We start from the raw sequence: 23,298 nt of genomic DNA on the forward strand, positions 1-23,298 counted from the left end.
CCTTCCGCGAGCGCGGAAGGGGCCCCCTCATACGTTCTGCGGTGTCAGGCGCGCTCGTCGCGCGCCTTCGCCTCGCGCTCGGCGTTCCGCTCCTTGATGCGGATGTTCTCCTTGCGGACGTCCGCCTGGGTGGCACGCTCCTGCTGCAGCCACTCGGGGTTGTCCTGCTTCAGGGCGTCGATCTGCTCGGTGGTCAGCGCCTCGGTGACCCCGCCGCGGGCCAGGCCCGAGATGGAGACGCCCAGCTTCGACGCGACGACCGGGCGGGGGTGCGGGCCGTTGTTCCGCAGGTCGCGCAGCCACTGGGGCGGATCGGCCTGGAGGGCCGCCAGCTCGGCGCGCGAGACAACACCCTCCTGGAATTCGGCGGGGGTGGCGTCGAGGTACACACCCAGCTTCTTCGCCGCGGTCGCGGGCTTCATCGTCTGGGCGGTCTGGTGGGACTTCATGAGGTCAAGGGTATCCAGCGCGTGCGGCGCCTCCGACCACGGCCGGTAACCTGGCCGGGTGACAGGCCCCGAAACCACCCCCTCGTTCCGGCTGGCGTACGTCCCCGGAGTGACCCCCGCCAAATGGGTGCGGATCTGGAACGAGCGCCTGCCGGACGTCCCCCTGGCCCTCGTCCAGGTCCCCGCGCACGGCGCCCAGGAGCTGCTGCGCGCAGGTGACGCCGACGCGGCGTTCCTCCGGCTGCCGGTCGAGGGCACCGACCTCAGCGCGATCCCGCTGTACACGGAGACCACGGTCGTCGTGGTTCCCAAGGACCACCTGTTCGCGGCGGTGGAAGAGCTGTCGGTCGCGGAGCTGGCCGACGAGATCGTGCTCCACCCGATGGACGACGCCCTGCCCTGGGAGCAGCTGCCCGGCCGCCCCGCGCTGGAGCGGCCGGCGACCACGGCGGACGCCGTCGAGCTGGTCGCTGCGGGCATCGGCGTGCTCGTCGTCCCCCAGTCGCTGGCCCGGCTGCACCACCGCAAGGACCTGACGTACCGGCCGCTGACGGACGCGCCGGAGTCGCGCGTCGCGCTTTCGTGGCCGCAGGAGAAGACCACCGACCAGGTGGAGGACTTCATCGGCATCGTCCGCGGCCGTACGGTGAACAGCTCGCGCGGCCGGGCGGGGGCGGCGCCCGCCGCACAGCCGAAGACCAAGGACAAGGACAAGGGCAGGCGCGCTTCCGGTACGGGGGCGGGGAAGGGCTCCCGGGGCGGCTCGGGAGGCTCCAAGGCCGCCAAGGGCGCTCGCGGCGGCGCCGCCAAGCGCGGCAAGCCCCGCCGGAGGCCGTGACCGCCCCGTTGTCGGACCCGCCTGGCAGCATCGGGAGCATGACGCACACCGAACGCCCGATGCCGCCCCTCGACGCCGACGAGCGCACCGGCCTGGAGAGCTGGCTCGACTTCTACCGGGCCACCGTGGCCCGGAAGGTCGAGGACCTCACCGACGAGCAGGCGCGCAGCGCCTCCGTGCCGCCGTCGTCGCTGACGCCCACGGGGCTCGTCCAGCACCTCGCGGAGGTCGAGCGGAACTGGTTCCGGCGGGTCCTGACCGGCGAGGACGTCCCGCCGGTGCACGGCGGACCGGTCCGGCCCGAGGGCCATGACGGGGGCTTCGAGCTCGCCGGGGGCGCCACGCTCGCCGGTGCCCTCGCGGCCTGGCGGGAGGAGGTCGCGGTGGCCCGCGCGGTCTGCGCCGAGCGCTCCCTGGAGGACTCGGCGCCCTTCATGGGCGGCGAGGTGAAGCTCCGCTGGATCTACCACCACATGATCGGCGAGTACGCCCGCCACAGCGGTCACGCCGATCTCCTCCGGGAGCGGATCGACGGAAGCACCGGTGTCTGACGGGCCGGGCGTCGGGACCGTTCGGGCGGATGTCAGGATGGTTGTATGACGAGCCAGGTTTACTTCGACATCACCATCAACGACGAGCCCGCCGGGCGGATCGTCTTCAATCTGTTCGACGACATCGTTCCCAAGACCGCCGAGAACTTCCGCCAGCTGGCGACCGGCCAGAACGGCTTCGGTTACAAGGGCTCCTCCTTCCACCGGGTCATCCCGCAGTTCATGCTCCAGGGCGGCGACTTCACGCGCGGCGACGGCACGGGCGGCAAGAGCATCTACGGCAACAAGTTCGCCGACGAGAACTTCCAGCTGAAGCACACCAAGCCGGGTCTGCTCTCGATGGCCAACGCCGGACCGAACTCGAACGGTTCGCAGTTCTTCATCACGACGATCGTGACGTCCTGGCTGGACGGCAAGCACGTCGTCTTCGGCGAGGTCGCCGACGAGGACAGCATGATCCTGGTCAAGCGCATCGAGGGCCTCGGCTCGCAGAGCGGCCGCACCCAGGCGAAGATCACCATCGCGGACTCCGGCATCCTCTGATCCCGGATCCCCGGCGCACCGAACGCGCCGTCCGACGTCTTCCGTCGGGCGGCGCGTTTCTGCATTCGACAACACGTTTGCTGTCAACCATCAGTTGACACTCAGGGACTGTCAACTTACGGTTGACACATGACGAATCCCGTAGTCCCCTCGCAGCCCGTCCGGCTCGACGACCTGATCGCGGCCATCAAGAAGGTGCACTCCGACGCCCTGGACCAGCTCCAGGACGCCGTCATCGCCGCCGACCACCTCGGCGACGTCGCCGACCACCTGATCGGCCACTTCGTGGACCAGGCCCGCCGCTCCGGCGCCTCCTGGACCGACATCGGCAAGAGCATGGGCGTGACCCGGCAGGCCGCCCAGAAGCGCTTCGTCGCCAAGGACCCCGGCGAGGGCGCCGCCCTCGACCCGAGCCAGGGCTTCGGCCGCTTCACGCAGCGCGCCAAGAACGTGGTGATGGCGGCCCAGAACGAGGCCCGGGCGGCCGGCAACACCGAGATCGGCACCGCCCACCTCGTCCTCGGCCTGCTCAGCGAGCCCGAAGCCCTCGCGGCGGTGTTCATCAAGGCCCAGGGCGTGGTCCTGGACTCCGTCCGGCAGGCGGCCACCGAGGCGCTGCCCCCGGCCACCGAGGGCGAGATCCCCGAGCTGATCCCGTACAACGCCGACGCGCGCAAGGCGCTGGAGCTCACCTTCCGCGAGGCCCTGCGGATGGGGCACAACTACGTCGGCACCGAGCACATCCTGCTCGCCCTGCTGGAGCACGAGGACGGCTCCGGCGTACTGAGCGGCCTCGGCATCGACAAGGCGGCCGCCGAGCAGGCCATCGCCGAGGCGCTGTCGATCCTCACGGTCGGCAAGGAGACGCCCGCCCAGGAGGGATGAGCCGCCCGGCGCGTCGCTACTCCAGGCGCAGGCTCCAGCGGCGGGAGCGGCCGGTGAGGGTGAGGGTCGAGAGCGGGCCTACGTCGACGTTCCAGTACGTGGCCGGCGGGGCCTTCAGCGCGTACACGAGGGCGGCGCGGACCACGGCGGGTTCGGCGACGGCGACGATCGCACCGTCGCAGGCGGGGCGGGTGTCCAGCCAGCCGCCTATCCGCGAGATGAAGGCGAGCAGCGGCTCGCCGCCGTGCGGCGCGGACCGCGGGTCCGCCAGCCAGGCGTCCACGGCCGCCGGCTCCCTGGCGGTGATCTCGGCGAGGGTGCGGCCCCGCCACCGCCCCATGTCGCAGTCGCGCAGGGCGGGCTGGACCAGGGGGTGGAAGCCCAGCGCCTCACCGGTGGCGCGGCTGCGCGGGGTCGGCGAGCAGTAGCGCAGCTCGGCGGAGCCCAGGGGCGCCAGGGCCGGAGCGGCGAACCGCACCGCGTACCAGCCGGCCTCGTCGAGCGGCCGGTCGTCATCGAATCGCTCGCCGAGCAGGGCGGAGCCGCGCGCCGCGGCGAGGAGCGTGACCCGAACACTCATGGCCGCGATCGTGGGGCGGATCGCGGCGCGGGTCAAGAGGTCGTTCGCGCAGACCTACGCCCGAGTGGACCGGGGGCGAGCGGCCGGGGTGCCCTCCCAGGCCCTGCGCAGTCGGTGGACGCCCTCCGTGATCTCCGGCGGCCCGGCGACCGAGGCGAAGCTCAGGCGGATGTGCGATGCCGGCGGTTCGGCCGAGAAGTACGGGCGCCCCGGGGCGACGGCCACGCCCGCACGCAGGGCGGACTGGACCATCGCGGACTCGTCCGTGCCCGCCTCGGAGCCGGGCAGGGTCAGCCAGAGGTAGCCGCCGCCGGCCGGGACGTGGGGCAGTCCGAGGCCCGGCAGGGCCGTCCGCAGGGCCGCCGTCATCGCCGTGCGGCGGGCGGCGAGTTCGGCCGACACGGCGCGCAGGTGGCGTGCCCAGGCGGGCGAGCCGACCAGTTCGAGCGCCGCCTCCTGGAGCGGCCGGGGAACGAAGAAACTGTCCACGATCTGGATGGAGCGCAGCCGCTCCAGGGCCGGGCCGCGGGCGGCCAGCGCGCCCACCCGCAGGCTGGGCGACGCGGCCTTGGTGAGCGAGCGGGTGTGGACGACGACGCCGTCGGGGTCGTCGGCGGCGAGCGGCGCCGGCAGCGGGCCCGCGTCGTCGTGCGCCAGGAGGCGGGCGAAGTCGTCCTCGATGACGAAGGCCCCCGCCTCCCGGGCGATCCGGACCACCTCGGGGCGCCGGGCCTCGGAGAGCACCGTGCCCGTCGGGTTCTGGAACAGCGGCTGGCAGACGAAGACGCGGGCCCCGGTCGCCCGGAACGCGGCGGCGAGCAGGTCGGGCCGGACGCCCTCGGAGTCCACCGGGACCGGCACCGGCCGCAGCCCGGCCGCGCGGGCGGCCGCCAGCATGCCGGGGTACGTGGGCGACTCCACCAGCACGGGGGCACCGGGCGGGGCGAGGGCCCGCAGCGCGGTGGCCAGGGCGCTCTGCCCGCCCGCGGTGATCAGCACGTCGGCGGCGCCGAGCGAGGGCCCGATGTCGCGGGCGAACCAGGCGCGCAGTTCGGTGAGCCCGTCGATGGGCGGGCGGCTCCACGCGCCCGGGCGGCGGCCGGCCCGGGCCAGGGCGGCGGCCAGGGCCCGTTCGGGCTGGATGGAGGCGTGCAGATAGCCGCCGTTGAGCTCGATGACCCCGGTGGGCGGGGTGGCGAGGCTGAACAGGAGGCCGGAGACGTCGACGCTGCGGGGCACCGCCTCGGGGGCGCCGTCGCCGCTGAGCGAGACCTCCTGCCAGGAGGTGTCCCCGGCCGGGGGCACCGGCCGGGCGGAGGGGTGCGCCCGGTAGGCGCCGGAACCGGGGCGGGTCACGACGAGCCCTTCGGCGGCGAGCTGGGCGACGGCCCGCGACACGGTCACGGGGCCGGCCCGGAAGCGCTCCACCAGAGCCCGGCTCGACGGCAGCTTCTCCCCCGGCGAGTAGCGGTCGAGCTCGGACCGCAGGGCTTTCACCAGTTCCGCCACACTGCTACGCTCATGCATGAGAGCAGAGAGTAGCGCTACTGAGCCGAACACGAAAGCGGTCGCCCCCGCCGGCCTCCGCCCGCTCCCGTCCGCCCCGGCCCGGCGGGGAACGCTGCTCGCGCTGCTGGGCGTGGTGACGTTCTCGCTGACCTTCCCCTCCACCGCCTGGGGCCTGGAGAGCTTCGGCCCCTGGTCCCTGGTCGCGCTGCGCAGCCTGCTGGCCGCCGCGCTGGCCGGCGGCTTCCTGCTCGCGGGCCGGGTCCGGGTGCCGGCCCGGGAGCACTGGGCGGGGCTGGCCGTCGTGGCCGGCGGGGTGGTGGTCGGCTTCCCGCTGCTGACGACGCTGGCGCTGCGGACGTCCACGACCTCGCACGCCGCGGTGGTCGTGGGGCTGCTTCCGCTCACCACGGCGGTCTTCTCCTCGCTGCGGACCGGGACCCGTCCGCCCCGCGCCTTCTGGGCGGCCGCGGTGGCCGGGGCGGCCGTGGTGATCGCCTTCACCGTGGCGCAGAGCGGCGGGGCGCTGTCGGCCGGGGACCTCTTCCTGTTCGGTGCGCTGCTGGTGTGCGCGGCCGGGTACACGGAGGGCGGCAGGCTGGCGAAGGCGATGCCGGGCTGGCAGGTGACCGGCTGGGCGCTGATCCTCACGCTGCCGCTCAACCTCGCGGGCGCGGCCGTCGCGCTGGCGTACGAACCGGTGCGGCTGAGCGTGCACGGGGTCGTCGGCCTGGTCTGGGTGGCAGCCGGCTCCACCTTCCTCGGGCTGTACGTCTGGTACCGGGGCATGGCGGAGATCGGGGTGGCCCGGGCCAGCCAGCTCCAGCTCGCCCAGCCGCTGCTCACCCTGTTCTGGTCGTTCTTCCTGCTCGACGAGGAGGTCTCGGCGGCGGCCCCGGTGGCGGCCGTCGCGGTCCTGGTCTGCATCGCGCTCACCCAGCGCGCGGCACGCACCCGGTCCTAGACTGGTCAGCAGCACGGCACGCAACGCCACCCCGCGAGGAGGTCACTCCCGATGGAGGCACACAAGGGCGACCGGCTGCTGACGCACGGCAGGACCGTGGGCCAACACGACCGGGTCGCGGAGATCGTGGAAGTGCTCGGAGACCGGGGCACTCCCCCGTACCGCGTCCGCTTCGGCGACGGACACGAACATCTGCTCGCACCGGGCCCCGACACCGTCGTCCAGCACACCGGGTGCACGGCGGGCCGGGACGCGGACATCACATAACCCTCAGCGCGGCGGCCTCGCGCGGCTCCGGTAGTGGTCGGCGACCACCCGGTCCATCGCGCCGATCCGGTCCGCCGCCACGCTCTTCGCCGAGAAGTACGCGTGGCCGCGGACCTGGTCGTGCCCGGCCGCCAGGCCGATGTGGCGGGTCAGCTCCGCCGGGTCCTGCCAGGCGGCGGGCTGGGCCGGGTCGCCGCACTTGTACAGCGCCTCGCCGATGAAGAGGTCGACGCCCGTCCCCCGTACGGTGTCGGACCACCACGGCACGAGCTCGGCGTAGTCCGCGGCGGCGTTGCCGATGTGCCAGTACAGCTGCGGGACGACGTAGTCCAGCCAGCCCTTCTGGATCCAGCCGCGCGTGTCGGCGTACAGGTCGTCGTACGTCTGCACCCCCGCCCTCGTCGGTGAGCCCGCCGGGTCCGTGTCCGCGTTGCGCCAGACGCCGAACGGGCTGATCCCGAAGCGGACGCCGGGCTTCAGCGCCCTGACGCGCTCGGACATCTCGCGCACCAGCCGGTCCGTGTTGTCGCGGCGCCAGGCCGCCCGGTCGGGAAAACCGGCGCCGTACTTCTCGTAGGCGGCCCCGTCCGCGAAGCTCTGGCCGGCCACCGGGTACGGGTAGAAGTAGTCGTCCCAGTGCACGGCGTCGATGTCGTAGCGGCGGACCGCGTCGAGCATCGCGTCCTGGACGAAGGCGCGGACCTCGGGCAGGCCCGGGTCGTAGTAGAGCTTGCCGCCGTACGGGAGCACCCAGCCGGGATTGCGGCGCGCGGGGTGGGAGGCGGCCAGGCGGGACGGGTCGGTGTGGTTGGCGACCCGGTACGGGTTGAACCAGGCGTGCAGCTCCAGGCCCCGGTCGTGCGCCTCCCGCACGGCGGTGCCGAGCGGGTCCCAGCCGGGGTCCTTGCCCTGCGTCCCGGTCAGGCACTCTGCCCACGGCTCGTACGCCGACGGCCACAGCGCGTCGGCGGTCGGGCGGACCTGGAGGATCACCGCGTTCAGCTTCCGCGCCACGGCCCGGTCGAGGACGGCGGCCAGCTCGTCCCGCTGCGCGGCGGCGGACAGACCCGGCTTCGACGGCCAGTCCGTGTTGGCAACGGTCGCCACCCACATGCCGCGCAGCTCGCGGCGCACCACATCGTGTCCGGCGGCCGGACCGGGCAGGGGCCGCGCCCGCCCGGGCCGGGCGACCGCGTCACCGGCCACCGCCGCCGCTCCCGCCACCCCGGCGACCGCCCCGGCCGCACCCGTCACGAACCCTCTCCGGGCCATTCCTCGCATCGCGTCGTACCCGCTCTCTCTGCGTACACGTCCGAGCCCCGCCGTATCCTCGCAATCCGGGCACAGGGGGTGTCCAGAGCCGAGCATGCACGCCCCGGCCTGCTATCCCTGGTAAGGCGCGGAGTAACGTCGGGGAGTCGTGGTGGAGCCCGGAACCAGACGGAAGCCGCCGAACGGGAACAGCGAAAGGCACGAGGTGACGGACTCTATGGCCGACATTGCACGCGTCGGAGTGGTGGGCTGCGGCCAGATGGGCGCGGGCATCGCGGAGGTGTGCGCGCGCAGCGGCCTCGACGTCAAGGTGGCCGAGACGACCGGCGAGGCGCTGGAGATCGGCCGGACCCGGCTCCACAACTCCCTGTCGAAGGCCGCCGAGCGCGGCAAGATCACGGCGGAGGAGCGCGACGAGACCCTGGCCCGGCTCAGCTTCACCACGGACCTCGGCGAGTTCGCCGACCGCGACCTGGTCATCGAGGCCGTCGTGGAGAACGAGCAGGTCAAGACCGAGATCTTCCAGGTGCTCGACCAGGTGGTGACCCGCCCGGACGCGATCCTGGCCTCCAACACCTCCTCGATCCCGCTGGTGAAGCTGGCCGTCGCGACCTCCCGCCCGGACCAGGTCATCGGCATCCACTTCTTCAACCCGGCGCCGGTGCAGCGGCTCGTGGAGCTGATCCCCGCGCTGACCACCTCGGACGAGACGATCAAGCGCTCGGAGGCCGTGGTCCAGGACATACTGGGCAAGCACCCGATCCGCGCCCAGGACCGCTCCGGCTTCGTCGTCAACGCGCTGCTGATCCCGTACCTCCTCTCGGCGATCCGGATGTTCGAGTCGGGCATCGCCAGCCGCGAGGACATCGACAACGGCATGGAGATGGGCTGCGCCCACCCCATGGGCCCGCTCAAGCTCGCGGACCTCATCGGCCTGGACACGGTCGCCTCGGTCGCCGACTCCATGTACGCCGAGTACAAGGAGCCCCTGTACGCCGCTCCCCCGCTGCTCCAGCGGATGGTGGACGCGGGCCGGCTGGGCCGGAAGTCGGGGTCGGGGTTCTACCCGTACGCGTGACACGTCCCGGCAGGCCCGGCGCCGATGCCGGCGGGCCTGCCCGGCGCGCGTGCCCGGGCCGGATGCGGCTCCCGGGAATCAGGGACGCCGGCCTTCCCCGTCGTGGAGCAGCAGCGCGGCCACGGCGGTGAGAGCCAGTGGGGCGCTGAGCGCGTAGAGAATGCCCGAGATGCCCCATCCCGCGCCGATCAGCATGCCGCCCAGCAGACCGCTGGCGAGCGTGCCGACGCGGCCGACGCCGGTCATCCAGCCCATGCCGGTGGCCCGCAGCGCCGCCGGATAGGCCAGCGCCCCGACGGCCTGGAGCGAGCCCATGGAGCCGCCCAGGAACACACCGAGGGCGAAGACGAGGGCGTACATCCGGGCATGCCCGGTCCCCGCGGCCGCGGCGGCGCAGACGGCGACCGCGCTCAGCGCCGCGGCGAGCGCGAGGAAGCGGAAGCGGTCGTACCGTCGCAGGCCGAACGACGCGAGCAGCTGTCCGCACAGGGTGCCCACACCGAACAGGGCCACGACGGCCCCGGTGCGCGCCGCGGTCAGTCCGGCTCGCGCGGTCATGAGCGGCAGGTAGTTGAGGAGCAGGTAGACGACGCCCAGCAGGGCGAAGTAGCAGACCCAGATGAGCAGCGTGATCCGCGTGTAGGAGCGCGACAGCACGATCTCCCTGAGCTGCTCCGGCTCCCGCTCCTCGTGCCGGACCCGCGTCAGGTCGACGTGGGACATGTCCCTGCCCGGCACCAGCAGCGCGAGACTCGTGTGGATGTCCTCGACCGGGCGGCCACGCGCGACGAGAACGCTCACCGATTCCGGGACGCAGGTCACCACGAGGGGGACGAGCAGGAGGGGTGCCAGGCCGCAGAGGGCCAGCAGGAGCTGCCAGCCGTGGCCGGGGATGACCGCCGATGCGAGGAACCCGCCCGCGACCGTTCCCGCCGCGATGCCGGAGAAGGCGAGGGCGACGACCGAAGCCCGGCAGCGCGCCGGTGTCGCGTCGGCGACGATCGCCATGACGCCGGGGGCCACGGCGCCGAGTCCGAGGCACGCCACGACGCGCAGGAGCGCGAAGAGGCCGATGCCGGTGGCGAGCGCCATCGCCGCCGTGGCCGCGCCGAAGACGAGGACTCCGGCTGTGGTCACGCCCTTGCGCCCGTACCTGTCGGCCAGCGGTCCGGCCACCACGCCGCCGATCGCCATACTCAGCACGCCGGTGGTCACGATGGTGGTCACCACACCGATCGGCGTTCCCCAGTCGTGCATGACGTGGGGGTACACGAAGCTCGCGATGGTGATGTCGAGGCCTTCCGCGACCATCACCACGAGGCCGATGAGGGCGACCAGCCGCTGTCGCGCCCCTACGGGGGCCGAGTCGATGAACTCCTGGACGCTCAGTCGCGCCGCGGGCGTCCGGCCGGCGTCCGGCAGGGAGTCGAGGGACATGGGTAACCTTTCGTCGCGCGGGGGGGGGGCATTTCCTACGGTCCGGTCAGCGTCCGGTCCACTTCGGGGTGCGCTTCTCGACAAAGGCGCGCGGGCCCTCCAGGGCGTCCCGGCTGTGCATGCGCCGCTCCTCCCACGCGTACCGGGTGGCGAACGCCCGGTGCAGCGGCATCGTGGCCGAGACCGCCGCGGCCTCCTTGGCGGCCCGCAGGGACAGCGGAGCGCAGCTGAGGACGTCCTCCAGCCAGCCGTTCAGACAGGCGTCGAGACCGTCGGCCGGCACCACCTCGTTGACCAGGCCCAGCTCGTACGCGCGCGCAGCGGTCATGCGGCGGCCGGTCAGCAGATACCCCATGGCCGCGCGGTAAGGCGCCTGCCGGGTCAGCCGGAACACGCCCCCGGCGCCCGCGACCAGGCCCAGTCTCGCCTCGGTCAGCGCGAACTCGGCGTGTTCCGCGGCGATCACGATGTCGCAGGCCAGGGCCAGTTCGAAGCCGCCGCCGAAGGCGTAGCCGTTCACCCGGGCGATCAGTGGTTTGAACAGGGAGAACCGCTCGGTGAGCCGGGGCCAGCCCGGCTTGTCCCGGCTGCCGAAGGTCGAGGTGGCGGTGCCCTCCTCGACCCGGCGGACCAGCTCCTTGAGGTCCTGCCCCACGGAGAAGGACCGGTCGCCGGCTCCGGTGAGCACGCCCACCCAGAGGGCGTCGTCCTTCTCGAAATCGTCCCAGACCTCGGCCAGTTCGGCATGCGTCCGCAGGTCCATGGCGTTGAGCACGTGCGGACGGTCCAGGGTGATGTACGCGACGTGGTCGCGCTTCTCGTAGCGGACGCACTGCAAGGCGTCGAGCATCCGTCATTCCTCATTCGTCGGCCGGGCACTGATACGGGGGATGTCCGCGCTGCGGGACCACGGCAGTCGCCGGGTCACACCAGCGGGCTCGCCCACCTCTCCACCGCCTCGGCCGTGGTCGTGGAGTGCTCCTCCAGCATCGTGAAGTGATCGCCCGTCACCTCGGCGGCCTCGTGCGGGTGATGCCAGGAGGCGATCCGCCGTGCGTCGGGCCCGTACGGGGTGGCGGCGTGCACCAGCAGAGTGGGGGCCGCGATCGGCTCGGGCCTCCAGCCGCCGAAGAGACGCGCGTAGGCCGCCATCGCGGTCAGCCGGTAGTCGTCGACCGTGACGAGCCGGCTGTCGCGCTCCAGCATGCCGCCGACCATCACCCCGTGCCCCCGCGGGTCCTCCCCGCCTGCCGGGGTGTCGAGCAGCACGACGCCGACGGGCTTCTCGCCCATCCGCTCCAGGGCGGCCGCCACCTCATGGGCCACCCAGCCTCCCGCGGAGCGGCCGACCAGCAGGAGCGGGGCGCCCTGCGCCAGCTCATGGACCGTCCGGGCGTGCAGCTGGGCCAGGACTTCGACCGACTCGGGCAGCGGCTCGCCCGGCGAGAACCCCGGATGGGCCAGCGCCGCCACCTTCCACGCGTCGCTGAACCCGTCGGCGAAGCGGGCGTACACGTGGACGCCCGCTATCGCGCTGAAGGAGGGCAGGCAGACGACCGTGGGACGGGCCGCCCGTCGCCCGAGCCGGACCGGGACGCGCCGGACGGCGGGGTCCGCGGGGTCGGTGAACCTCCTGCGCATCCGCGCGGCGGCATCGGCCAGCTCCGCCGCGTCCTCGATCCGCCCGGCCGCGACCGCTTCCCGGAACAGCTCGGTGAGCAGCCCGGTGCGCTCCACCCCGGACCCGGCGTCGTCCGCGCGCCGTCCGGCGGAGGCGTCCTCCAGGCGGGCGTCGATGAAGGCCGCGACGGAGGCCAGGTCCTCGTGGTCCAGGACCAGCGTGGCGGGCAGTCGCAGCCCTAGGGCGCGGCTGAGCCGGTTGCTCAGCTCGATCGAGGTCAGCGAGTCGAAGCCGAGCTCCTGGCGGGTCATGCCCGCCGTGATCGTCGTACCGGTGTGACCGAGGGCGTCCGAGGCCTCGTTCCGTACGAGCTCCACCAGGGCGGCCAGTCGCTCGGCGCCGGTCAGCCCGGCCGGAGATCCCGCCGCCCCGTCCTCCGCGCCCGCTCCTGCGCCGGCGTCCCCGACGGCCTCTTCGTCGGGGGCGGTGGCCCGACGGCCCGTGGACGGCGACGGCGACGGCGACGGGGAGGTCGTCGTCGACACGTGGTCCTCGACCCAGAAGTGCTGGTACTGGAAGGGGTAGGTCGGAAGGTTCACCAGCGTGCCGGGGCCGGGCATCAGCCGGCTCCAGTCGACCGTCCCGCCGTCGACATGCGTCTGGGCCAGGGCTGTCACGAGCGACTCGGTCTCCGGGCGGTCCGCGCGCAGGGCCGCCGCGAAGACCTGCCCCTCGTCCTCGGGCACGATCCGCTGTGCCAGGGCGGCCAGGACGCCCCCCGGCCCGACCTCCAGCCAGCGCACGGCCCCGGACTCGCGGGCCTGGGCCACGGCGTCGGCGAAGCGCACGGGCCGGCGCACGTGCCGCACCCAGTACTCGGGGTCCACCACCTCGGCGGGCAGACCCGCCGCCACGGGTTCACGCAGTTCGATGCCTGCCACGACCCGGCGGAACTCCGCCAGCATCGGGTCCATCAGCGGTGAGTGAAACGCATGACTGACCGTCAGCCAGTGCGTGCGCACGCCTCGTTCGCGCCAGCCGTCGATGAGCTTGCGGACCTCGGCCTCCTCGCCGGACAGGACGACGGAGGTGGGGCCGTTGACGGCGGCCAGCGCCACCCGGTCCTCCAGTCCGGCCAGGGCCGCCATCGCCTCGTTCTCGGACACCTCGGCCGCCGCCATCGCGCCCCCCTCCGGGAGCGCCTCCATCAGCCGGCCGCGTGCCTCCACCAGTCGGCACGCGTCCTCCAGGGACATCACGCCGGCCGCATGGGCCGCGGCCACCTCGCCCACCGAGTGGCCGACGACGGCGTGGACCTCGACACCCAGATCACGTATCAGCCGGTACAGCGACACCTCCACGGCGAACAGGGCCACCTGCGCGTAGCGCGTACGGTCGAGGGCTCCGTCCCGTACAGGGCCGAAGACCACGTCCTTCAAGGGCAGCCCGGTGTGCTCCGCAATGGCGTCGAACGATTCCCCGAAGACGGGATGGGCGTCGTACAGTTCCCGGCCCATGCCGAGCCGTTGGCTGCCCTGGCCGGGGAACAGCAGGGCCGTGCCGCCAGGCCGCGCCACGCCGGTGATCTCGCGGATGCCCGCGGCGCTCCGGAGAAGCACCGCGCGGTGCCGGAAGACCGCGCGCCGCGCGAGCGTGAAGCCCACGTCCCGGGGGTCGGCCGGGGCCTCGCCGAGGGAGGCCCGCAGCCGCGTGATCTGTTCCCGCAGCGCTCCGGCGGTGAGCCCGGACAGCGGCCACGGCACCGGCGCAGGTACGGAGGATTCCACCGCCGGGCCTTCTGTTGCGGCGTCCGGCGGCGTCTGCGCGTCCGGTGCCGGCGCCGCTTCCAGTATGACGTGGGCGTTGGTGCCACTGATCCCGAAGGAGGAGACCGCCGCCCGGCGGGGCCGGCCCGTCTCCGGCCAGTCGCGCCGGCTCGTCAGGAGCTCGACCGCTCCCGCCGACCAGTCGACATGCGGGGTGGCCTCGTCCGCATGCAGGGTCCTGGGGAGGATCCCGTGCCGCATCGCCTCGACCATCTTGATCACTCCGCCGACTCCGGCCGCGGCCTGCGTGTGACCCACATTGGACTTCATCGACCCCAGGTAGAGGGGCAGGTCGGCGTCGTGTTCCAGGCCGTACGTGGCCAGCAGCGCCTGGGCCTCGATCGGATCCCCGAGCCTGGTGCCGGTGCCATGGCCCTCGACGGCGTCGACGTCCCGGGCGGAGAGCCCCGCATGGGCCAGGGCCTTGCGGATCACCCGCTGCTGGGACGGGCCGTTGGGCGCCGAGAGTCCGTTGGAGGCGCCGTCCTGGTTCACCGCGGACCCCCGCAGGACCGCGAGCACCGGGTGGCCGTTCCGCCGGGCGTCCGACAACCGCTCGACGAGCAGCATGCCCACCCCCTCGGCCCATCCCGTGCCGTCGGCCCCGGCCCCGAACGCGCGGCACCGGCCATCGGGCGACAGGCCGCGCTGCCGGCTGAAGGAGAGGAACGCGCGCGGTGTCGCCATGACCGTGACGCCGCCCGCCAGCGCGAGCCCGCACTCCCCGGAGCGCAGCGCCTGCGCCGCCTGGTGCAGGGCGACCAACGAGGACGAGCACGCGGTGTCCACGGTCACCGCCGGCCCCTCGAAGCCGAAGGTGTACGCGATGCGGCCCGAGGCCACCCCGCCGGACAGGCCGGTGACCAGATAGGGCTCCAGAGCGTCCGGCACCGCCGCGGTCGCGTAGTCGTGGTGGACGACCCCGGCGAACACGCCCGTGTCGCTGCCGCGCAGTGAGGCCGGGTCGATCCCGGCGCGCTCGAACGCCTCCCAGGCGGCCTCCAGGAGCAGCCGCTGCTGCGGGTCCATCGCCTGCGCCTCACGGGGCGAGACTCCGAAGAACTGCGCGTCGAAGAGACCGGCATCGTGCAGGAAGCCACCCTCACGGGCGTTGCAGGTCCCCGGCCGGTCGGGGTCCGGGTCGTAGATGCCCTCCAGGTCCCAGCCCCGGTTCGACGGGAATCCGGAGATGGCGTCCCGCTCCTCCAGGACCAGCCGCCACAGATCCTCGGGGGACCGTATGCCGCCGGGATAGTGGCAGGCCATGCCCACGATGGCGATCGGCTCGCGACTCGCCGCGGTGGCGTTGCGGAGCTTCCGACGGGTCTCCTGCAACTCGGCGGTGACCTTCTTGAGGTAGTCGACCAGCTTCTCCTCGTTGCCCGTCACGTCACAGTCCCTTCAGTTCGTCGTCGATGAGGTCGAAGAGCTGGTCGACCGTCGTGGCCTGGAGGATCCGCTCGCCGGGCGCCCCGTCGTCCGCGCTCCCGGGGGACCCCGCCGGGCCCTCCACGAGGTGCGTGGTCAGGGCGCGCAGCCGCTCCACGAGCCGGTCCCGGGTGGCGGCGTCGGGACGGTCGCGTTCGACGGACGCCTCGAACCGGGCCAGTTCCCCGAAGACCGTGCCTTCCGGTGCCCGGGCGGCCTCACCGTCCCGGGCGAGGCCGGAGGCGTGGAGTGCGGCGAGCACGTGGCGTGCGATGGCCGTCGATGTCGGGTGGTCGAAGGCCAGGGAGGCGGGCAGTCCGAGCCCGGTCCGCTTGCCGAGGCGATCGCTCAGGTCGACGACGGAGACGGAGTCGAGCCCGAGTTCGGTCATGCTGCTGTGCGCCTCGAACTCATGGGGACCGTCGAAGCCTGCCACCTCGGCGACCTCCTTGCGGACGAGATCGGTCAGCTTCCTCTCCCTCAGCTCGTCGGAGAGGCGTGCCAGTTCGGCGCGGAGCCGTTCCACGGCCGAGGGGTCGTCCCGCGCGGGCGGCGGTTCCGGGGCCCGGGCCTGCGCGCTTGCCCGCGTCTGCTCCGCGGTGGTCCCCGCCGGAACGGAGGCGAGCCAGTAACGCCGGTGCTCGAACGGGTAGACGGGCAGGTCGACCGGGCGTGCGGGGCGCCCGGCGAAGAACGCCGGCCAGTCCACGGGAACGCCGTGCGTATGGGCCCGCGCCACCGCGTCGAGCAGGGAACGCGCTTCGGACCGGCCGCGGCGCAGTCCGCCGCACAGGTCCAGTTCGCCGCCGGGCAGGCTGTCGCGCACCATCCCGGTGAGCAGCCGGTCGGGCCCGAGTTCGAGGAAGGCGGTGACCCCCTGGGACGGGAGGGCGGTCACCGCGTCCGCGAAGCGGACGGTCCCGCGCACATGGCGCACCCAGTAGTCGGGCGAGCAGAGTTGGGACGTCTCCGCGAGCCGCCCGGTCAGGTCGGAGATCATCGGGATCACCGGCGGCCGGTAGACCGCCTGCTTCGCCACCGCCCGGAATTCCTCCAGCATGGGTTCGATCAGCGGCGAGTGGAAGGCATGACTGACCCGGAGTCCGGTGACCCGCCGCTGCCGTGACCGGAACGCCTCACCGACGGCTCGTACCGCCTCTCGGGTGCCGGACACCACGACCGAGCGCGGACCGTTGACGGCGGCGACGGCCACGGCCTCGGCGCCCGCCCCGCCGACGGTGGCGCACGTGTCTCGGGCCTCGTCGTCGGTCGCCTCGATCGCCGCCATGGCGCCTGTGGAGGGCAGCGCGGCCATCAGCCGGCCGCGCGAGGCGACGAGCGACGCCGCGTCCTGGAGGGACAGCACCCCGGCCGCGTGCGCGGCGGCCAGCGCCCCGACGGAATGGCCCATGACGAGATCGGGAACCACACCCCACGACTCGACGAGCCGGAAGAGCGCGGTCTCCAGGGCGAACAGCGCGACCTGGGTGAAGTCGGTGCGGTCGAGGAGCGCGGCCCCGGGGGTGTCCCCGGGGGCCCACATGACGTCGCGCAGCGCACGGTCCAGGTGCGGGTCGAGCGCGGCGCAGGCCGCGTCGAGCGCGGCGGCGAAGACGGGATAGGAGTCGTACAACTCCTTTCCCATGCCCGGTCGTTGACTGCCCTGCCCGGTGAATCCGAGGGCCAGGGACGGCTCGCCGCGGGCCCCGTCCGGTGCGACTCCGCGATCCTCGCCGGCGGCGACGGCCGCCAGGTGGCGCTCCAGTTCCGCCGCGCCGTCCACGACGAACGCGGCGCGCCGCGGGAATGCCGTACGGGTGGTGGCCAGGGCGGCCGCGAGGTCGGGGACGCGGACGTCCGATTCGGTCCGGACCAGGTCGAGCAGGAGTCCGGCCTGGTGGCGCAGCGCCGGCCCGGTGCGGGCGGACAGTACGACCGGCACGGTGCCGGGCGTTCCGGCCGGATCGGGGGCGGGCGGTGTTTCCGGGGCCTGTTCCAGGATGAGGTGGGCGTTGGTGCCGCTCACCCCGAACGAGGACACGGCGGCACGTCGGCGGTCCGCCGTCCCGGGCCAGACGGTGTGCTCCTGGAGCAGGCCGACCGCGCCCGAGGCCCAGTCGACGGCAGGGGTCGGCCGGTCGGCATGCAGGGTGCGGGGCAGTTCGCCGTGCCGGATCGCCTGCACCATCTTGATGACGGCGCCGACGCCGGCCGCTGACTGGGCGTGGCCGATGTTGGATTTGAACGAGCCTACGAGCAGCGGGTTCTTCGGGTCCCGGCCGCGTCCGTAGGTCGCGAGGAGGGCGTTGGCCTCGATCGGATCGCCGAGCACGGTACCGGTGCCGTGGGCCTCGACGGCGTCGATGTCGTCGGGGGCCAGGCCCGCGTCGGCAAGGGCCCGGCGGATGACCTGCTGCTGTGCCGGCCCGCTGGGCGCGGTGAGGCCGTTGCTGGAGCCGTCCTGGTTGACCGCGCTGCCACGGATCACGGCGAGGACGGGATGGCCGTTGCGTCGTGCGTCGGAGAGCCGTTCCAGGACGACGACGCCGACGCCCTCGGACCAGCCGGTGCCGTCGGCATCCGCGCCGAAGGGCTTGCACCGGCCGTCCGGTGCCAGGCCGTGCTGCCGGCTGAACTCCACGAAGGTGGCAGGGGTGGCCATCACCGCCACACCACCGGCCAGCGCGAGCGAGCAGTCGCCGCGGTGCAGTGCCTGCGCGGCCAGGTGCAGGGCGACGAGCGAGGAGGAGCAGGCGGTGTCGACCGTGAGGGCGGGGCCGTGGAGGCCCAGCGTGTAGGCGAGGCGCCCGGAGGCGACACTGCCCGCGGTGCCCGTGCCGAGGAGTCGTTCCAGGTCCTCGGGGAGGGGGCCGGGGTTCTTGGCGTAGTCGTGGAACATCAGCCCCATGTACACGCCGGTGTCGGTCTGCCGCAGGGCGGTCGGATCGATGCCGGAGCGCTCCACCGCCTCCCAGCCGACCTCCAGGAGCAGTCGCTGCTGCGGGTCCATGGCGAGGGCCTCGCGGGGGCTGATGCCGAAGAACGCGGCGTCGAAGTCGCCGGGCGCGTCGAGGAATCCTCCCTTGCCGGTCGCCGAGGTTCCGGGCTCCTTGCCGTCGCCGGACAGCAGCCGCTCCAGGTCCCAGCCGCGGTCGGTGGGGAACGGGCCGATCGCGTCGCGGCCCTCGGCCACGAGCCGCCACAGGTCCTCGGGGGAGGCGACGCCGCCCGGGTAGCGGCAGCCCATCCCGATGATGACGACGGGGTCGTCGTCGGCGCGCGTGGGGGCCGGGCCGGAGTCCTCGTCCGGTCGGCGGCCGAAGAGCTCGCGGTCCAGGGCCGCGGCCAGCGCCCCGGCCGTCGGATGGTCGAAGGCCAGGGTCACGGACAGCCGCAGACCGGTACGGGCGGCCAGCCGGTCGCGCAGGGCGACGGCGGTGAGCGAGGTGAGCCCGAGGTGGGTCAGGGCACGGTCGGCCTCGATGCGCTGAGGCTCGTCGAGGCCGAGGACGTGCGCCGCCTCGGCCCGTACGAGCTCGGTGAGCGCCCGCTGTCGCGCCCGGTGGGGCAGGCCGCCGACCCGCTGCCGGAGCCCTTCGTGGTCTGTGCCGGCGGGGTCGTCGGCGGGCGTGTGGAGCAGTCTGCGGAGCGGGGCGGCCTCCGGGGACCGTACGGCCCAGGGGTCGGTGCGCAGTACGAGCGCCCGGCCGCCCCCCGCCGCCCGCGCGGCGTCGAATGCGTCGCCCGCCTCCCGCGGGGTGAGTGCGGCGAGGCCGGGCGGCGGGGTGTCGGAGACCTCCCCGTCCACGGCGACCGGCCCGAAGGCCAGGAAGGTGACGTGGCCGGCGTCGTGGGCGAGGGCGGCGGCACGGGCCGCGGCCGCCGCCGCGGTGGCCGCGCCCGGCCGGGCGGAGGCGCAGTCCGGGAAGCGGGCGAAGAGACCGTCGGGCGTGCCCAGCAGCGTGACGGTGGTGCGCCCGGCTCCTCGGGTGAGGGCGACCAGCCGCTCGGCGGCCGAAGCGTCGGCGGATGTGGCCACCGGGTGGACGATCGTGTCGGGTGCGCGGTCCGGGCCGAGGGCGGCGATCAGGGCGGCGGCGCCCTCGGCGGTGTCCGGCCGTTCGGTGCGTACGGTCACGGTGGCGCCGAGTTCCGTCAGCCGGGCGGCCAGGGATGCGGCCGCGGCCGGGTCGGTGTCCGTCACGGTGATGTCGCGGACGCCCTCGTCCACCACCAGGTGAGCCGCGACGATCCGGGTGAGGGCCGTGCTCGCGCCGGTCACGAGGGCCGTGCCGCCGGCCCGTGGCGCGCCGGCGGCGACCGCGGCCGACGCCCGTGCGCGCCTGAGCCGCGGCACGAGGACCGTCCCGGCGCGGACGGCGAACTCCGGCTCCTGCGGCAGGGCTTGCAGAATGGTGCGCCAGGCGGCGACGTGCGTCTCCCCGGCCGGCTCCCCCGGTTCGAGGTCGACCACGGCGGCCCGGCCGACGCCATCGGCGAGCATCCGTGCACGGGCGGCCGCCGCGGTGGGGTCCACCCGGTCCTCGGGACGGGCGGCCGTGGCGCCCCGGGTGACGACGACGATCCGGCCGTCGGAGGGGACGTCCCGCTGCCATGCGGGCGGCCCGTCGATCGCACCGTACGGCGGGGCGAGGTCCGACGGCCCGGTGCCGGAGGTGCGGTCGTCCGGCGTGCCCGGTGTCAGCAGATAGCCGTGGAACGGTCCGGCCGCGTGCGCCGCCGCCAGGTCCGGGAAGACATCGGTGGTGCCGCCTGCCTGGCGCAGGGCCTGCGCGAACGCGGGTTCCCCGGGCCCGATCACGGCCCAGCGTGCGGTCGTGTGGTCCGCCCTCGCCGCGCCGCCGTCCGGGCCGGCCGGCTCCCACGGAACCCAGGCCGCGCGCCAGAGGTGCTCGTGGTGGCTCGTGCCGACGCCCCGCAGCCGGGCGGGCACCTGGGCGAGCCGGCGGCGGCTGACCTTGCCGGAGCCGGTCAGCGGAAGCGCGGCGACCTCGTAGAGTGCCGCCGGTACCTTGAAGTAGCTGAGCTTGTCCCGGCACGCCGCCAGGGCCTCGGCCGGCGACCACGACCCGGGCGCGGGGACCACGTAGGCGACGGGGACTTCACCGAGCTCCTCGTCCGGACGGCCGGTCACGGCCGCGTCCTCGATGCCCGGGACGCTCCGCAGGACCTCCTCGATCTCGCCCGGGTGAATGTTCTCGCCGGCGCGGATGACGAGCTCCTTGACGCGGCCCGTGATGGTCACGGACCCGGCTGCGTCGATCCGGGCCAGGTCTCCGGTGTGGTACCAGCCGTCGCGCAACGCGGCCGCGGTCTCCTCCGGCCGGCCGTGGTAGCCGAGCAGCAGGCTCGGGCTCCTGACGAGGACCTCGCCCTCGTCGCCGGGGCGTACGTCGAGGCCGGTGCGCGGATCGGCCAGGCGCAGCGTCGTGCCGGGCACCGGGGTACCGCAGCTGCCGGGCGGCCGCGGGGAGCCGGGACGGCTGAGGGTGATCGCGCCGCAGGTCTCGGTGGCGCCGTAGCTGTTCACGAGCGGTGCGCCGAGCACGCGCTCGACGGCCGAGGCGAGCGCCGCACCCGTCGCGGCACCCGAGACCACGCAGACCCGGGGCCTCGGGACCGTGCGGCCGGCCGCCTCGGCCTCCTCCACCGCCTCGACCAGCTGGAAGTACATCGACGGGACGCCGACCAGCAGGGTGAACGACCCGGTGTGCAGGGCGTCGAGCACGTCGCCGACGCCGAAGCCGGGGAGGATGCGCGCGGTGGCCCCGGTGGTGGTGACGCCCAGGACGCAGAGCATGTGTGCGAGGCTGTGGAACAGCGGAAGGGGCCACAACACCCGGTCGTCCGGCGCGAGTCCGAGGACTCCCTGATAGGAGGAGTGGACCGACCACAAGCACGCCCGCTGGTGGGAGACCACGCCCTTGGCCGGTCCGGTGGTGCCGGAGGTGTAGAGGATCCAGGCCGGCTCGTCGAGGCCCAGGTCGTCCCGCGGCGCCTGCTCGGGCTCGCTCTCCGCGAGCTCCTCGAAGGCGTGGACGTCACTGCCGAAGGCGCTGCCGTGCGCGAGGACGACGGTCATGCCGGCCCGGGTGGCCCGCATGCGTTCGACCTGCTCCGTGTGCGCGGCGTCGGTGATGACGAACCGGGCGCCGCTGTCGTCCAGTTGGTGTGCCAGTTCGGCGTCCGATGACCGGGGGTTGACCGGCACGCCCACGGCGGCGGCGCGGGTGACGGCGAGATAGCTCTCGACGGTCGTCACGCTGTTGCCGAGCAGGATCACGATCCGGTCGCCGCGTTCCGCCCCGAGCCCGGCCAGGTGGCCGGCCAGCCGCCCCGTGCGCTCGGCGAGCCGGGCATAGGTGACCTGGCGCTCCTCGTCGGCGAAGGCGACTTTGTCCGGACGGTCGAGCGCATGCCCGCGCAGTACCTCGGAAAGTGGCCGAATGTCTTCGACGTGCGTCACTCGTACGCTCCTGCCTGCTTGAGCCTGCCCATCCCTCTGCCGCAACCGGCGAGCACACTTCGAGGAAGACTAGAAAGGCGGTCTCAGGGAATGCAACCCCTATTTATTGCCCTGATCCAGTGCGCCTTCCGAATTCCACAAGGAGTTGTCCAGATGCTGTACAGAAGGCATTCAGCACGTCTCGCCGAACCTGACTGAGTCCAGCCAACGCAGTGCTGCGGATGCCCGCTCGACGGGATGTGGCACGTTTCGGATCGGGAAGGTCGAGCATGCCCTCCACTCTCACTGGCATACCCTCTGAATTCGATGTCGTCGTCATCGGTGGCGGGCCGGCCGGTGCCACCACCGCCGGCCTTCTGGCAAAACGCGGCCACCGGGTACTGATTCTCGACCGGGAGCGTTTTCCGCGTTATCACGTCGGCGAATCACTTATTCCGGTCGTCATGGCCCCCATGGAGGAAATGGGGCTGACGGAACGTCTCGAACAGCGTGGCTTCGAGCGCAAGTACGGCGGCACTTTCGTCTGGGGCAGCGAGGAGGCCGCCTGGGACTTCTCCTTCGTCGACGGCGGCGACTACCCCTTCGCCTACCACACCCGGCGCGCCGACCTGGACGCGGTGATCCTCGACCGGGCGCGGGAGTTGGGCGCGTACGTCGTCGAGGACGCGACGGTGAAGGAGCCCGTCGAGGAGGACGGCCGGGTCACGGGCGTCCGCTTCACCGTGCGCGGGTCCAAGGAGCCGTACGAGGTCGGCTCCCGGATGGTGGTGGACGCGTCGGGCCAGGCCCGCGTGCTCACCCGCAAGTACTCGGAGATCCACTGGCACGACAATCTCCGCAACGTCGCCGTGTGGACGTACTTCGACAACTGCGAGCGGCTGCCCGGCGATCAGTACTCGAACATCCTCATCGAGGGCATCGAGAACGGCTGGTTCTGGGGGATTCCGCTGGACAAGGGGACGGTCAGCGTCGGCTTCGTGACGCCGAGCACGGTCGCCGGCGAGTCCGACCAGAACCTGGAGCAGCTGTTCCGCGACGAGGTCGAGAAGACCTCGAAGCTCAAGCACATGCTGCGGGACGCCCGCCAGTCGGCCGGCTTTCGCAGTGCCCGCGACTGGTCGTACACGAACCAGACCATCTACGGGAAGGGCTGGGCCGCGGTCGGTGACGCGGCCGCCTTCGTCGACCCGCTGATCTCGACCGGGGTCGCGCTGGCGACGACGGCGGGCAGCATCCTGTCGCGGGTCATCGACAAGGTCCTGCTCCACCCGGAGATCGAGGAGGCGGCCTTCAAGCGCTACGCCACCGCGTATCTGAGCTTCTTCAACGAGGTCCGTTCCTTCGTGGAGCGCTTCTACGACCGGTCGCTGAAGAAGGACGACTACCACAAGCTGGCCCAGTCGGTCATCGACCCGGAGGAGAAGAACGCGCCGGCGCAGGACTTCGTCACCCTCCTCGCCGGTATGCGCGGCAAGCACCTCGCGCTGGACATCTCCGTCGACGACCTGATCCCGCAGCCCGGGCCCTCCGCCACCGTCGAGAACTGAGCCGACCGGAACGAACGCC

General features: G+C 73.3%; 15 protein-coding genes and 1 pseudogene. 8 read left to right on the forward strand and 8 right to left on the reverse strand.

Features of this window, described 5'->3' with window-relative positions:
• Window positions 1–44: 44 nt before the first annotated feature.
• On the reverse strand, window positions 45–449 hold the full coding sequence (locus tag ACN6LM_RS22665; RefSeq protein ID WP_445067208.1) for a DUF5997 family protein: 405 nt from the start codon (window positions 447–449) through the stop codon (window positions 45–47).
• 58 nt (window positions 450–507) lie between these two features.
• Here ACN6LM_RS22665 and ACN6LM_RS22670 point away from each other — a divergent pair, with 58 nt between their 5' ends.
• The 4 genes from ACN6LM_RS22670 to ACN6LM_RS22685 all read left to right on the forward strand — a co-directional run bounded on the left by ACN6LM_RS22670 (window position 508) and on the right by ACN6LM_RS22685 (window position 3,266).
• Window positions 508–1,287: a LysR family substrate-binding domain-containing protein gene (locus ACN6LM_RS22670; RefSeq protein ID WP_445067209.1), complete on the forward strand. Its 780-nt coding sequence runs from the start codon at window positions 508–510 to the stop codon at window positions 1,285–1,287.
• A 38-nt stretch (window positions 1,288–1,325) separates the two neighbouring features.
• Entirely contained in the window at window positions 1,326–1,838 is a 513-nt protein-coding gene (locus tag ACN6LM_RS22675; protein ID WP_445067210.1) for a DinB family protein, read from the forward strand.
• 45 nt (window positions 1,839–1,883) lie between these two features.
• Complete coding sequence (locus tag ACN6LM_RS22680) at window positions 1,884–2,381, forward strand: peptidylprolyl isomerase (RefSeq protein ID WP_445067211.1); 498 nt, start codon at window positions 1,884–1,886, stop codon at window positions 2,379–2,381.
• Window positions 2,382–2,510: 129 nt separating this feature from the next.
• Window positions 2,511–3,266: a Clp protease N-terminal domain-containing protein gene (locus tag ACN6LM_RS22685; protein WP_445067212.1), complete on the forward strand. Its 756-nt coding sequence runs from the start codon at window positions 2,511–2,513 to the stop codon at window positions 3,264–3,266.
• Between the two features lie 16 nt (window positions 3,267–3,282).
• On the opposite strand, the gene ACN6LM_RS22690 is transcribed toward ACN6LM_RS22685, so the two are convergent.
• Together ACN6LM_RS22690 and ACN6LM_RS22695 are read right to left on the reverse strand one after the other, a co-directional pair.
• On the reverse strand, window positions 3,283–3,846 hold the full coding sequence (locus tag ACN6LM_RS22690; protein WP_445067213.1) for a histidine phosphatase family protein: 564 nt from the start codon (window positions 3,844–3,846) through the stop codon (window positions 3,283–3,285).
• A 54-nt stretch (window positions 3,847–3,900) separates the two neighbouring features.
• Window positions 3,901–5,373 (reverse strand): aminotransferase-like domain-containing protein, encoded by a 1,473-nt coding sequence (locus ACN6LM_RS22695; RefSeq protein WP_445067214.1) that lies wholly within the window; start codon window positions 5,371–5,373, stop codon window positions 3,901–3,903.
• On the opposite strand from ACN6LM_RS22695, the gene ACN6LM_RS22700 reads away from it, so the two are divergent.
• Together ACN6LM_RS22700 and ACN6LM_RS22705 are read left to right on the forward strand one after the other, a co-directional pair.
• Window positions 5,372–6,316, forward strand: coding sequence for a DMT family transporter (locus tag ACN6LM_RS22700; RefSeq protein WP_445067215.1), 945 nt, complete (start codon window positions 5,372–5,374; stop codon window positions 6,314–6,316). The genes ACN6LM_RS22695 and ACN6LM_RS22700 overlap by 2 nt on opposite strands.
• A gap of 51 nt (window positions 6,317–6,367) precedes the next feature.
• Complete coding sequence (locus tag ACN6LM_RS22705) at window positions 6,368–6,583, forward strand: DUF1918 domain-containing protein (protein ID WP_161212815.1); 216 nt, start codon at window positions 6,368–6,370, stop codon at window positions 6,581–6,583.
• Between the two features lie 3 nt (window positions 6,584–6,586).
• Here ACN6LM_RS22705 and ACN6LM_RS22710 read toward each other — a convergent pair whose 3' ends face one another.
• Window positions 6,587–7,864, reverse strand: coding sequence for a glycoside hydrolase family 10 protein (locus tag ACN6LM_RS22710; RefSeq protein ID WP_445067216.1), 1,278 nt, complete (start codon window positions 7,862–7,864; stop codon window positions 6,587–6,589).
• A gap of 208 nt (window positions 7,865–8,072) precedes the next feature.
• On the opposite strand from ACN6LM_RS22710, the gene ACN6LM_RS22715 reads away from it, so the two are divergent.
• On the forward strand, window positions 8,073–8,933 hold the full coding sequence (locus ACN6LM_RS22715) for a 3-hydroxybutyryl-CoA dehydrogenase (protein ID WP_073967866.1): 861 nt from the start codon (window positions 8,073–8,075) through the stop codon (window positions 8,931–8,933).
• A gap of 78 nt (window positions 8,934–9,011) precedes the next feature.
• On the opposite strand, the gene ACN6LM_RS22720 is transcribed toward ACN6LM_RS22715, so the two are convergent.
• From ACN6LM_RS22720 to ACN6LM_RS22735, 4 genes and pseudogenes are all read right to left on the reverse strand, one after another.
• On the reverse strand, window positions 9,012–10,370 hold the full coding sequence (locus ACN6LM_RS22720; protein ID WP_445067217.1) for an MFS transporter: 1,359 nt from the start codon (window positions 10,368–10,370) through the stop codon (window positions 9,012–9,014).
• Between the two features lie 46 nt (window positions 10,371–10,416).
• Complete coding sequence (gene dpgD / locus ACN6LM_RS22725; RefSeq protein WP_445067218.1) at window positions 10,417–11,220, reverse strand: enoyl-CoA-hydratase DpgD; 804 nt, start codon at window positions 11,218–11,220, stop codon at window positions 10,417–10,419.
• A 74-nt stretch (window positions 11,221–11,294) separates the two neighbouring features.
• Window positions 11,295–15,164, reverse strand: a pseudogene (locus ACN6LM_RS22730) (type I polyketide synthase); the annotation flags it as partial.
• A 43-nt stretch (window positions 15,165–15,207) separates the two neighbouring features.
• Window positions 15,208–21,732, reverse strand: a complete 6,525-nt coding sequence (locus ACN6LM_RS22735) for a beta-ketoacyl synthase N-terminal-like domain-containing protein (RefSeq protein ID WP_445067219.1) — start codon at window positions 21,730–21,732, stop codon at window positions 15,208–15,210.
• A gap of 269 nt (window positions 21,733–22,001) precedes the next feature.
• Here ACN6LM_RS22735 and ACN6LM_RS22740 point away from each other — a divergent pair, with 269 nt between their 5' ends.
• Entirely contained in the window at window positions 22,002–23,279 is a 1,278-nt protein-coding gene (locus tag ACN6LM_RS22740) for an NAD(P)/FAD-dependent oxidoreductase (protein WP_445067220.1), read from the forward strand.
• Window positions 23,280–23,298: the final 19 nt, after the last annotated feature.

The sequence above is a fragment of the Streptomyces sp. SAS_281 genome, assembly GCF_052542855.1.